We start from the raw sequence: 13,522 nt of genomic DNA on the forward strand, positions 1-13,522 counted from the left end.
GGCTATATTGCTCAAAATTTTATGTTTTTTAGATCGCACCTGAATTTTCATCTTTTCCGCTAACTATTACTACAAATTCAATCATATTTTGAGTGTTAACAATTGTTCTTTCAGCTAATTATGCATTCCTATATCATAATTTGAGCACTATCATTTCAGTGTAATCCGATAAGTAACAGATTGGGTTGATAATAAAACCTTTTATTCCGGTCAAAATGGCATTTAAATGCATTAATAATTGAAATTCCGGTCAAAATTTCCGGTTAATTATTCTGGTACATCCTTTTTGGTAAATATGTAAACCTTAATCACACATAATATTAACGCCATGAATTTTAACCAATATACCATCAAGGCGCAGGAAGTTATACAGCATGCTGCGCAAATGGCCCAGGGAAACCAACAACAGGCTATTGAAACGGGTCATGTATTAAAATCAATTTTAGAAGAAGATCCGAATACTTCTCTGTTCATTCTTAATCAGTTAAATATAAGTCCTGAGATACTGAATACGCGACTGCAGAAGATTTTGGAGAGTTATCCGCATGTAAGCGGTGGCCAGCCATATTTAGGCAATGATATGGCCGCAGCAAGCGGTAAAGCGCAGAATTATCTGAAGGAATTCGGTGATGAATTCATAAGCATTGAACTTCTTATATTGGGTATTCTGAGTGGAAAAGATTCCACCGCTACCATGATGAAAGAAGTAGGTTTTAAGGAAAAAGATTTGATTAACGCCATAAAAGAACTGAGAGGTAAAAATAATCCCGTGAAAGATCAAAATGCAGAAGCAAAGTATCGTTCTCTGGAACGGTACAGTAAAAATTTGAATGAACTGGCTAAATCCGGTAAGATTGACCCGGTAATTGGCCGTGATGAAGAAATACGTCGTGTATTACAAATTTTAAGTCGTCGCACCAAAAATAATCCGATCCTTATAGGTGAGCCGGGTGTTGGTAAAACAGCTATCGTCGAGGGCCTGGCGCAAAGAATTGTACAAGGTGATGTACCTGAAAACCTTAAATCCAAAATCGTTGTATCCCTGGATATGGGATTGCTGATCGCTGGTGCCAAATACAAAGGTGAATTCGAAGAACGGCTGAAAGCAGTTATTAAAGAAGTCACGGATTCCGAAGGTGAGATTGTACTTTTTATTGATGAAATCCACACATTGGTGGGTGCAGGTGGCGGCGGTGAAAGTGCGATGGATGCGGCTAATCTGCTGAAACCGGCATTAGCACGTGGTGAATTGCACGCAATTGGCGCTACTACGCTGAAAGAGTATCAGAAATACATGGAAAAGGATAAAGCACTGGAACGCCGTTTCCAGGTTGTGGTAGTGGATGAACCAAGTATTCCGGACGCTATAAGTATCCTGCGTGGTATTAAAGAAAAATATGAACTGCATCATGGTGTGCGAATTCAGGATGATGCGGTTATAGCGGCCGTTGAACTTTCAAGCCGTTATATCAGTGATCGTTTTTTACCGGATAAAGCCATTGATTTAATGGACGAAGCGGCTTCCAAATTGCGCCTGGAAATGGACAGCGTACCGGAAGAACTTGATGAGATGAACCGCCGGATCATGCAGCTGGAAATTGAACGCGAAGCTATCCGCCGTGAAAACAATAAGGATAAGGAAACGATTCTGAACAAAGAAATTGCTGATCTGAGTGAAACCCGGAATGCGTTGAAAGCACAGTGGGAAAACGAAAAAGGAAAAGTAAATGAAGTCCGTTCCCTTAAAGAACAATCTGAACAATTAAGACTGGAAGCTGAACAGGCTGAGCGTTCGGGTGATTTTGGCAAAGTAGCTGAAATACGTTACGGACGGATTCCGGAGGTGAACGCAAAACTGGCCGAATTACAGAAAGCAGAAAATACCGAAAGCCTGATGCAGGAGGAGATTACGCCTGAAAATATTGCTGAGGTAGTTGCCAAATGGACAGGAATCCCGGTTAGTAAAATGCTTCAGAGCGACAGAGAAAAATTGCTGCAGCTGGAAGCACATCTACATCAGCGCGTTGCCGGACAGGATGAAGCGATAGAAATGGTTTCAGATGCAGTAAGACGTAGCCGGGCCGGATTGCAGGATGCAAAAAAACCGATCGGAAGTTTCCTGTTTCTTGGGCCAACGGGTGTAGGTAAAACTGAACTGGCAAAAACACTGGCGGAATATCTGTTCAATGATGAGAATGCGATGGTACGTATCGACATGAGCGAATATCAGGAGAGGCACGCTGTAAGCCGTTTGGTGGGGGCTCCTCCGGGATATGTGGGTTATGACGAAGGCGGACAATTGACAGAGGCTGTACGCCGGAAACCATACAGCGTTATTCTTTTGGACGAGATCGAAAAAGCACATCCGGATGTCTGGAATATTTTATTGCAGGTTTTGGATGAAGGCCGGCTGACTGATAATAAAGGCCGCGTAGCCAATTTCAAAAATTCGATCATTATTATGACTTCTAATATCGGCAGTCATATTATTCAGGAAAAATACGCAGAAGACGAAGGCTGGAACCATACATTAATTGTTGAAGAAGCCAAACGGGCGGTGCTCGATCTTCTGAAAGCATCAGTCCGCCCTGAGTTTCTTAATCGTATCGATGAGATCGTCCTTTTTGAACCATTATCTATGAAGAACATTCGTAAGATTGTTGATATTCAGTTCAAAAGCATTCAAAGTATGCTGATGGAACAGGGAGTTACGCTGGATGCAACTGACGAAGCGCTTACAAAACTCAGTGAGGAAGGATTTGATCCTGCTTTCGGAGCGCGTCCTTTAAAACGTGTATTGCAACGTCAGATCCTGAATGAACTTTCAAAAGGTATATTAAGCGGACAGGTTGCCAAGGATTCTGTCATCATGATGGAGCTTAATTCAAAGGGTGATCTGATATTTGAAAATGTCGGTGGCGTAGAGATATAATCACCGAATAATTATATTGATAAAAGAGCGGCTCAAAAGGCCGCTCTTTTTATTTTGCAATATCTCACATTTTCGAGGTAACAGCCGCACATGTGGTTAATTTCTACAATACTTTCTAGCCATACTATTAAATAAATGTAAAATTACATTGGCATACTTTTTGTACAATTAATTAGCAAAATAATCTTACCCACCATTTCAACCCCTTAGCTATGGAACATTCATCAAATTCACTCAAAGTTGCGATATTGGTTGCGGACGGATTTGAGCAAGTCGAAATGACGTGCCCCAGAAAAGTCCTAAAAGATAACGGTGCTGTTGCTCATGTTATTTCACCCACTTAAAGATTTTGTGAAAGGCTGGAACAGGGTTGACTGGGGACAAACACATAAAGTAGATGTACCGTTGCAATTAGCGCGCTCAGAGTATTACGACGCGCTGGTATTACCAGGCGGGGTAATGAGTGTAGATTCATTAAGGCTGAATCTGACGGCAATAGAATTTGTACGTTCATTTTTCTTATCCAATAAACCGGTAGCTGCTATATGCCATGGCCCGCAATTATTGATCGACGCCGACGTCGTGAACGGAAGGACACTTACTTCTTTTGCTTCTATAAGGATTGATCTGGAAAATGCAGGCGCCACCTGGATAGACAGAAAAGTTATTACACACAATGGCCTGATCACAAGCCGTAATGCGGACGATATTACGGCATTTACTGATCAGATTTTGAAGGAATTTAATTTTGCAATGCATCATTGATCTGAAGATAGTAAAGAAGATATTTGTTTAAACAGAAAAAGCATCTCCAAAATGAGATGCTTTTTCTGTTTTAGATTACAGCCAAACTTCTAATCTTTGTAATTCTGTAATTTAATCCGGAACCCAACTTTTTTCCGGCTTCACTATCTGATCCGATTTTATACTGCATGACTGCCATTATCATTCAAGATGTTTCCGTTCGTAAATATGAGACCACAGTATTAACTAATATTTCCTGGAATATTGAGCCTGGTGAGAATTGGGCTATAACTGGCCCCAACGGAGCAGGCAAGACTATTTTGCTAGATATTATTGCAGGGAAATGGCCGGTTTGGAAGGGGAAAATAAAATACGCCTGGGATCAGCCTTTGCGCGAAATGATTGAATTGGTTTCCAATGATTATTCATTTAACCGGATCGTAAGTGCGGGTGCAGAATATTACCAGCAACGTTTTCATGCTTACGAGGCCGAACGCGCACCCACTTTGCGGGCTGTATTAACCGACCAGCTCAAACCGGTTGGTACGATCAATGAAAACTCAGTAAAGCTTCCACCTTCAAAAGTTGACCAGGACAATCTTGATAAAATCAGTAAATTGCTTTCCTTAACGCATTTACTGGATCATCCGTTTGTTACGCTTTCCAATGGTGAAACACGCCGCATGTTAATTGCCAAATCTTTACTAAAAAATCCACGTATACTATTGCTGGACAACGCATTCAGCGGGTTGGATGTACATTCCAGGGAAGTACTTCGTAATGCACTGGATACACTCTCGTTATCGGGTGTTACGATCATTATGGCTACAACTGCTACGGAAATTCCACCTTGTATTACTAATGTCCTGGAATTAAATGCAGGTCATATTGAAAGAATTTCAGCGGTCCGGGAGTTCAAAAAACAGGCTATCGGGTCACATCATTTGCCCAAACCTGATCCTGCTAAACTTTTGCATTTCGGTCAGCCTGTTTTTACAAATTTCGAAAACACACTTGATCTCCGCAACATTACTGTGCGTTATGGCAACGAGCAAATCCTAAACGGCATCAACTGGAAAATCCGTAAGGGAGAAAAATGGGCGCTATCCGGCGCAAATGGCTCCGGAAAATCAACATTGCTAAGTATCATCACTGCCGATAATCCGCAACGTTTTGCGAATGATTTTGATCTGTTCGATAAAAAACGAGGTGGGACAGGCGCTTCTATCTGGGATATCAAACAGCAGATCGGTCATGTTTCACCAGAACTGCATCTTTATTTTCCAAGAAATACAACTGTTTTCAAAACCATAGCATCAGGTTTTTTCGATGCAACCGGGGTCTTTTTCAAGAAACTCACTGACATCCAAACAGAACGGGTTCATGAAGTGGCAGAATTGCTTCATGTCCATGAGCTGATAGAAAAAGATTTTTCACAATTATCAAAAGGCCAGCAGCGATTGGTATTGCTGGCAAGGGCTTTGGTTAAAAATCCTCCGTTACTAATTCTGGATGAACCTTGTCAGGGACTGGATACGGAAGCGATCGAATATTTTAAATCAGTAGTTGATGCTATTTGTGAATCTCCGGAGAGAACGTTGATTTATGTTTCGCATTATCTGAATGAAATTCCAGGTTGTGTTACCAGGTTTATAAAGCTGGAAGCTGGAAAAGTAGTGGAAAAAATTGAGTAATAAGGTGTCTGTATTTACTGAAATGTCAGAGGTTGATAGAAAGGAAAAGATTCGCGCAAAGTAATTCTGTAAAGGATTTCTGTTTCACTGATAATAATTTTGCTAGAATAATATTAGGACAGGATTATAGGATTAACAGGATCGCCTGCCGCAGGATCGCCTGCCTCAGGATCGCCTGCCGTGGGATTGAGTTTATGTAATAAACAGCAATGTTCTACTCTAAATAATGCAAAGCCCAGGCATAAAACCTGAATTCATAAAACCCGTTTAGGTGCCACACGTTCCACCGAAAAGCCGTTTTTCAGGTTCATTACAATAGACAAAGAACTGCTTCCAAAACCCGGAGTGTATTGTGCACGGCCATAACTGACTTCAAATCTTTTGATCCGTAACCAGGCTCCAAATGAAAATCCGGTGAATGCGCCTTTGTCCGTCAGCTTCAGTTCCTGTCTCCGAAGGTGATCATAACCGAGCAATACACGAAAATGTGGGTGGATCAAAAGTTCGGTGCCGATGGACAAGTGCCTTCCCAATTTTTCGGCTACGCCAACTTTGCGAGGTGTTTTATTTCCGTTGGTATTGTAGGTGTAAAAGAGGTTCGGGTCATTATAAACCATATCAAATTTATTGAGATGATGAACCGTTGCCGAGAACCGTACAGGCATATATTCCGGCTTAAAAGTAATTCCTGCACGTATATCCAATGGTAAAACAGGATCAGAAATGCTGGTAAAATTTTGTTTCAGGAAGCCCAGATTCTTAACAACAAATCCAATTGTCATATCCTGTCCCGGATGTTTAAAAAGCCCGCTATAATCCATTGCAAGCCCCCAAACAGTATAGGATTCTATCGACGAAGCGACAAGCTTGGCCGTCGCACCCAATGTGAATGCCCCTATCGTATGCCCGTATCCGGCCGACAAGCCATAGTCCGCGGCCCTGAATTCCCCGATCACATTTCCAATATCATCCGTTTCCTGCATCGTACCATAGTTGAGATATTGCAACCCAACGGCCCAGGTTCCGCCTGATTTTTTCAGGCTTTTGCTGTAAGCCAGATTTACGAATTTTGTATCAGCCAGATAAGGCATCAGGTTTACAGAAACATTATCTGATTTGGTGGAGTCCAGAAGAGCAGGATTTTGTAAAAACAAAACGGGGTCGTTACCTGAAATGGTAAAATGATTGGTACCAAGTGCTGTGCTTTTTGCCTGGGTTGGCAATTGCAGAAAGTCAAGTTTATTTCTTCCGCCGGTTGGCTGAGCAATGGTGATTCCTGTAAGTATAAATAAGAATCCTGTTAAAAAATAAAAGCACCAGCCAATACGCCTCATAAGCACGCAATAATTTCCTGAATCAGTAAAAATGACACTATATTTATGATCTGTTCAATAACAAATGTAACCATATCGTCCGTATTACATGGAATCCAAATCTGCCTCAATTTCAAAAAAAGAGCTTTTAGATAAAAAAAACGCAGAAGCAAGTCTTGGCGGAGGCATTAAACGAATTGAAGCACAGCATGCAAAAGGAAAATTAACGGCCCGGGAGCGTATTTCAGTATTGGTAGACAGAGATTCGTTTGAAGAAATAGGCAAATTTGTAATGCACCGCAGCAAAGACTTTGGATTGGACAAGGAGCATTATCTGGGAGACGGAGTAGTAACCGGATATGGTAAAATAAACGGCCGCCTTACCTACATTTTCGCTCAGGATTTCACAGTATTTGGCGGTTCCTTATCAGAAACACACGCCGAAAAAATCTGCAAGATCATGGATATGGCTATGAAAAACGGCGCTCCTGTCGTTGGATTGAATGATTCAGGAGGTGCGCGAATTCAGGAAGGCGTACTTTCCCTGGCGGGATATGCTGATATTTTTTATAAAAATACCCTTGCTTCAGGTGTTGTTCCTCAAATTTCAGCAGTAATGGGGCCATGTGCTGGTGGAGCAGTGTATTCTCCTGCGATTACAGATTTCATTTTGATGGTAGAAAATACGAGTTACATGTTCGTAACCGGGCCTAATGTAGTCAAAACCGTTACCCATGAGGATGTTACATCGGAAGAACTGGGTGGCGCAATGACACACGCAACCAAATCAGGTGTAACACATTTTGTTGCTCCCAATGAGGTAGAATGTCTTTTGGCGATCAGAAAATTACTGAGCTACGTTCCCCAAAATTGTGAAGACGACGCTCCCCGCCTATCCTATCAGGAAAACAATGAATCCCGTCCGGTTTTGTCCGGTATCATTCCTGATCATCCAAACCAGCCTTATGATATGCGGGAAATAATTTTCGAGGTAGCCGATCATGAAAGTTTCTTTGAGGTGCATGCGCATTTTGCAGAGAACATTGTAGTAGGTTTTGCAAGAATTGCGGGCAGAAGTATTGGGATTGTTGCTAATCAGCCTGCTGTTCTGGCGGGCGTGCTGGATATTAATGCAAGCCAGAAAGCTGCACGGTTTGTAAGGTTCTGCGATTGTTTTAATATCCCGTTATTGGTACTGGAAGATGTACCTGGCTTTTTACCCGGAACAGATCAGGAATGGAACGGAATTATCACCAACGGGGCCAAATTGTTGTATGCATTTTGCGAAGCAACCGTACCGCGCATTACCGTCATTACACGCAAAGCATACGGCGGGGCTTACGATGTCATGAATTCAAAACATATTGGAGCAGATCTTAATTTTGCATGGCCAGGTGCAGAAATTGCGGTAATGGGCGCCAGTGGTGCAGCAGAAATTATCTTCAAAAGGGAAATTGCCGAAGCTGAAAACCCAGCTGAAAAACTGAAAGAAAAAGTAGATGAATACACCAGAAAATTCGCCAATCCATACCGTGCCGCACACCGGGGTTATATTGATGAAGTAATATATCCGGAACAAACGCGCGAAAAACTGATCCGTGGTTTTGCAATGCTTGAAAATAAAGTGGATGTCCTTCCCAAAAAGAAACACGGAAATATCCCTTTGTGAAACTTATCAGTTTTATAGGCATTGATAAGTTTTTCACCTGCATTAATTGGTGACTTAATAAGAAGAATAATTGTCCCATTATAAGTATTAGTGAAATAATACCTATAATGAGACTTGTCCCTTTGTTACATTCTAAATATTATCCTAATTTCATGCTTACTTATTAAAATTTTTAAAATTCCTAAATATCCCTTAACTAATGAAAGAAAAGAAAGGCACTTCTGCATCCAGGAGAAACTTTATTAAAGGTTCTCTGGCAACGCTGGCCACATTTTCAATTGTTCCCCGCCACGTATTGGGAAAAGGATTTATTGCTCCAAGTGACCAGTTAACCAAAGCCATTGTGGGAGTTGGTTCAATGGGCCGCGGGCATATCCCTTATGCCGGAACCAAAGTTGTAGCTCTTTGTGATGTTGATAAAAAACATTTGGAAACAGCAGCAGGAATGGTCGAGAAAGGTGTTAAAACGTTTTCTGATTACCGTGAACTAATCCAGCTTCCTGAAATTGACATTGTCCACGTTGCAACTCCTCCTCACTGGCACGGAATCATAGCTGCTGATGCAGCGCGCGCCGGAAAAGATGTCTGGTGTGAAAAACCTATGACCCGCACCATCGGTGAAGGAAAAAAACTAATAGAAGCAGTTCAGCAGCATGGAAGGATATTCCGGCTAAATACCTGGTTCCGCTTTGAGGATAATTTTTACGGTATGAAAACGACTGTAAAACCAATCAAAAAATTGGTACAAAGCGGCATGTTGGGATGGCCTTTGAAAGTGACCGTTAGCAAGCATACCGGTTTCGACTGGAAATTTTACTGGGTGGGCAAAACCAACAATGCACCTGAACCCGTACCGGCTGAACTGGACTATGAAATGTGGCTTGGACCAGCTCCTTACAAACCATATAGCGCCCACCGTGTTCACCAGACTTTCCGCGGATACTGGGATTATGATGGAGGTGGATTGGGTGATATGGGACAGCATTACATAGATCCGATCCAGTACTTTTTGGGAAAAGATGATACGAGTCCAGTGAGTGTGGAAATTGACGCACCACAGCAGCACACCGAAGCAGTAGGCACCTGGCGCCGGATCACTTATACCTATGCAGATGGTTGCCAGATCGTACTGGATGGTGAAGGTAAAGATGAAAATGTGCCATATATAGAAGGGCCAAAAGGAAAACTTTATCCTAATTTCCAATCCGACATTCAGGATATTGAAAAGAAACTGGCTGCCTTTCCTGATCCGGAACCACAAGTGACGGATTTTGTGGATGCTGTTAAAAACAGGAAAAAATTTGCATTGAATGAAGAAAACGGGCACCGTTCATGTACCATTGTAAATATGGGACTGATTGCACTTCGCCTCGGCCGTTCATTAAAATTTGATCCGGACAAACAGGAATTTATTGACGACGAAGGTGCAAACCGGCTTGTCAATCAGCCAATGCGCGGCCCGTGGACTATTTAATACCGTTTGTTTGGTATTAACTCATTTATAGTTATACAGATCTGTTTTTAAATTTAAAGAAAGATAATCACTGATGGCTTATCGCTGACAGCTAAAATTGATATGAAAAAACACGTATATATTTTATTAATACTTTGCCTGCTTGTTTTTCAGGCAATAGCACAGACGGACCAGAACCGGACTCTTACTACCAAAGTAGCCGATTTACTGGCTCAGGTGCCGGCTGAAAATGCAGCTGGCCTCAAAAAAAATATGGAAGAGCTGGCCGGACTCGGCAAATCAGGTCTCGTTCAGATCGCTTCCATGCTGACACCACCCGGCAAAGGGGATAATACAAAAATCCAGTATGCGTTGGGTGGATTTACCTACGCTGCTACTCAGTCGGGTAAGGAAGAATGGCGTAAAATGGCTGCCGAAGCATACGGTGAAGCACTATCGAAAGTGAATGATCCGGATAGCAAAAACTTTCTGATTTATCAGCTTCAAACAGTTGGAAAAGATGAATCCGTTGATATTCTCAAATCTTATTTAAGTGACGAAAGACTTGCCGGGCCGGCATCAAGAACTTTGGCCAGAATTGCCTCTTCTGCATCCGGTGCTGCTTTACTTCAGGCTCTTGGCACTGCAAAAGGAACCAGTCAGATTGCTATCATAGAAGCACTTGGAGAAAGCCGCTATAAAGAAGCTGCTTCCGCAATTGAAAAAACAGCAGTAAGTACTGATTTGAATTTACGTAAAGTAAGCTTGTTTGCACTGGCTGAAATGGGCGCTCCTTCATCCGAAAGCATCCTGATGGCAGCAGCGCAAAAGGTTTTATACCGTTATGACGAAGCTGATGCCACAGCTGTTTATATTAAATATTTAGCTAACCTTGCACGCAACGGAAGTACCGCGATTGCTGAAAAAGCAGCTTTGGAATTAATAAAAAATACTCCTGCACCTGAACAAACTGCTACCAGATCTTCGGCGTTGAAAGTTTATTCTGACAGCAAGAAACGTGAAAGTGTACCCGTTTTGGTAAAAGCAATGGAAAGTACAGATCCTCAATATCGTGCTTCTGCTTTAAAATTAGGTCAGAAATATACGATGGCAGATGGTACTACACCCTGGCTTAATGCAATGAAAAAAGCAAAGCCGGAAGTGCAGGCCGAAATTATAATGATGCTTGGAAGAGCTGAATCAAAAGATGCGTTGCCGGCGGTTATCAAGTCGTTGGGTTCAAAAGATGAAAATGTAAAACTGGCAGCAATATGGGCAGCCGGAAAAATTGGTCAGGAGAGCAGTATTGTAAGTTTAATACCAATATTGAAAAATGGTAATGCAGAAGAAATAAAAACAGTAAAAAGCACTTTACTAACTATGAAAGGTAACAATGTAGTCGACATGCTGGCGACTGCACTTCCTTCGTTGCCGGTAACTTCCCAACCTGCGGTAATTGATGTTTTGGCTGCCAGAGGTGCAAGTTCAAAGTTCAGTGTAATTACTGCTTTGCTTAAAAGTACAGATCCGGAAGTAAAAAAATCTGCTTTCAGCGCTTTGAAATCCGTAGCAGCTTCCAATGATCTGCCTCCTTTATTTGAGTTATTGAACACAATTTCTTCTACTGAGGAAATTTCAGCCGTTCAGAGTGCCATTAGTGCCGGCGTTAAAGGATCAGGAGATGCAGGCAAACAAAGCGATCTGATTTTAAAACAAATAGCAGCATCACCAGCTGGCAAACAGTCTAATTATCTGGCTGTTCTGGCAACAATAGGTGGTAAAAAAGCATTGTCGTCTGTGGTTACCGCTTTTAATTCAGGTGATGCAGCGACTAAAAAAGCAGCAATTGGTTCTTTGTCGACCTGGATAGATGCCAGTGCAGCAAATGAGTTGCTGGCTATTGCAAAAAAGACAACAGACGCCGAGGAACTGAATTCCGCTCTGAATGGATATGTTGCAGCTATTTCAAAATCTGCTAAAACGCCGGTCAACAAGGTAATTATGCTTCGTGAAGCTATGAGCCTTGCCAAAACGGATGATCAAAAGGAATTGATCCTGAAAGAACTGCCGAAATACAAGACTTTTAATGCCATGCTTTTTGCCGGTGAGTATCTGGATAATGCAGCAGTACAACAAGCAGCTGCACAGGCAGTAATGAGTATTGGTTTGGCTAATAAAAATTTCTATGGCGCCAAAACCCGTGAATTGCTTACTAAGACTTCATCTGTTTTGAAAGGACAGGACAGCGAATATCAGAAAGAATCTATCCGCAAGCATTTGGCAGAAATGCCAGCCGGAGATGGTTTTGTTGCTTTATTTAACGGAAAAGATCTGACAGGTTGGAAAGGATTGGTTGAAAATCCGATTGCAAGAGGTAAAATGAGTGCGGATACACTGGCTGCCAAACAGAAAAAAGCAGACGATGCTGCTAAAAAAGACTGGTATGCAAAAGATGGTGAACTTGTATTCTCCGGGCATGGAGATAATTTGGCCACTGTGAAGCAGTATGGTGATTTTGAAATGTATGTAGACTGGAAAATACAAAAAGACGGCGATGCAGGAATTTATTTACGTGGTACTCCGCAGGTACAGATCTGGGATACTTCGCGGGTGGATGTGGGTGCACAGGTTGGTTCAGGCGGATTATATAACAATACTAAAAATCAAAGCAAGCCTACCAAACTAGCTGATAATGCAATCGGGGACTGGAACACATTTCACATCACGATGATCGGTGACAGGGTTTCGGTTGATCTGAACGGAGAAAATGTGGTTGACAATGTAATCCTGGAAAATTACTGGGATCGTAACCTTCCTATTTTTGCCAAAGAACAAATTGAATTACAGGCACATGGCAACCAGATTAATTACCGTGATATTTATGTTCGTGAAATCACAAGACCAGAACCTTTTCAACTTTCCGATGTAGAAAAAAAGGAAGGCTTTAAAGTTTTGTTTGATGGCACCAACATGTTCGAATGGATGGGAAATACGACTGATTATTTTATTGAAAATGGTGAGTTGGTTGTTGATCCAAAACGAGGAGGAAAGGGAAATCTGTTTACCAAAGACGAATACAGCGATTTTGATTTCCGTTTCGAATTCCAGTTAACACCAGGTGCAAATAATGGTTTAGGGATTCGCACGCCGTTGGAAGGCGATGCAGCTTATGTCGGAACAGAAATCCAGATTCTGGATAATGATGCGGATATCTATAAAGATCTGAAAGAATACCAGTATCACGGATCAGCTTATGGAATTATTCCTGCAAAACGTGGATTCCTTAAACCGTTAGGCGAATGGAATTACGAAGAAGTAAGGGTTCAGGGATCAAAAATTAAAGTGACTTTAAACGGCACTGTAATTGTTGACGGAGATCTTGCAGAAGCCAGTAAAAATGGTACCGCTGATCATCGCGAACATCCGGGATTGAGCAGAACAAAAGGTTATTTAGGATTTCTAGGCCATGGTTCAGCGCTTAAATTCAAGAACATTCGTGTAAACGACCTGACTAAATCTCCACAGACCATAACTACTTCGAAGAAAAAATCTAAGAAAAGTAAATAGTATTTTTAACAAAATTGAATTCCGGCCCGAATAGATTACTATCTGTTCGGGTCTTTTCGTGTAAGAAACAAAATAGACAATTGAAAATTTTAAAATCAAGGCTCAAAAAAATTTGAACCGATAGTCCTCATTCCTGATAAAAACAGCAAC

The 13,522-nt window shown here is 41.7% G+C and carries 8 protein-coding genes; 7 read left to right on the forward strand and 1 reads right to left on the reverse strand.

What is annotated here, in order from left to right; translation table 11 throughout:
- Positions 1 to 328: 328 nt before the first annotated feature.
- The 4 genes from clpB (at position 329) to KZC02_RS11265 (ending at position 5,370) form a co-directional block, all read left to right on the forward strand.
- Positions 329 to 2,932, forward strand: a complete 2,604-nt coding sequence (gene clpB, locus KZC02_RS11255; protein ID WP_221394193.1) for an ATP-dependent chaperone ClpB — start codon at positions 329 to 331, stop codon at positions 2,930 to 2,932.
- Positions 2,933 to 3,144: 212 nt separating this feature from the next.
- The gene (locus tag KZC02_RS32895; protein WP_310590431.1) at positions 3,145 to 3,276 is read left to right on the forward strand and encodes a hypothetical protein; all 132 of its coding nucleotides are present in this window, start codon (positions 3,145 to 3,147) and stop codon (positions 3,274 to 3,276) included.
- Positions 3,257 to 3,697: a DJ-1/PfpI family protein gene (locus KZC02_RS11260; protein WP_310590432.1), complete on the forward strand. Its 441-nt coding sequence runs from the start codon at positions 3,257 to 3,259 to the stop codon at positions 3,695 to 3,697. Before KZC02_RS32895 ends, KZC02_RS11260 begins: the two co-directional genes overlap by 20 nt.
- 167 nt (positions 3,698 to 3,864) lie before the next feature.
- Positions 3,865 to 5,370 carry an ATP-binding cassette domain-containing protein gene (locus tag KZC02_RS11265; RefSeq protein ID WP_221394194.1) on the forward strand — a complete coding sequence of 502 codons (1,506 nt, stop codon included), beginning with the start codon at positions 3,865 to 3,867 and terminating at the stop codon, positions 5,368 to 5,370.
- A gap of 254 nt (positions 5,371 to 5,624) precedes the next feature.
- Here the strand turns inward: KZC02_RS11265 and porQ are convergent, their stop codons facing one another.
- Positions 5,625 to 6,704: a type IX secretion system protein PorQ gene (porQ, locus tag KZC02_RS11270; RefSeq protein WP_221394195.1), complete on the reverse strand. Its 1,080-nt coding sequence runs from the start codon at positions 6,702 to 6,704 to the stop codon at positions 5,625 to 5,627.
- 88 nt (positions 6,705 to 6,792) lie between these two features.
- Between porQ and KZC02_RS11275 the strand changes: the two genes are divergently transcribed.
- The 3 genes from KZC02_RS11275 to KZC02_RS11285 all read left to right on the forward strand — a co-directional run bounded on the left by KZC02_RS11275 (position 6,793) and on the right by KZC02_RS11285 (position 13,372).
- The gene (locus tag KZC02_RS11275; protein ID WP_221394196.1) at positions 6,793 to 8,352 is read left to right on the forward strand and encodes an acyl-CoA carboxylase subunit beta; all 1,560 of its coding nucleotides are present in this window, start codon (positions 6,793 to 6,795) and stop codon (positions 8,350 to 8,352) included.
- A 199-nt stretch (positions 8,353 to 8,551) separates the two neighbouring features.
- Positions 8,552 to 9,826, forward strand: a complete 1,275-nt coding sequence (locus KZC02_RS11280) for a Gfo/Idh/MocA family oxidoreductase (RefSeq protein ID WP_221394197.1) — start codon at positions 8,552 to 8,554, stop codon at positions 9,824 to 9,826.
- Positions 9,827 to 9,928: 102 nt separating this feature from the next.
- Entirely contained in the window at positions 9,929 to 13,372 is a 3,444-nt protein-coding gene (locus tag KZC02_RS11285) for a family 16 glycoside hydrolase (protein ID WP_221394198.1), read from the forward strand.
- The last annotated feature ends 150 nt before the right edge of the window (positions 13,373 to 13,522 follow it).

Source organism: Dyadobacter sp. NIV53 (genome assembly GCF_019711195.1).
Taxonomy (GTDB): domain Bacteria; phylum Bacteroidota; class Bacteroidia; order Cytophagales; family Spirosomataceae; genus Dyadobacter.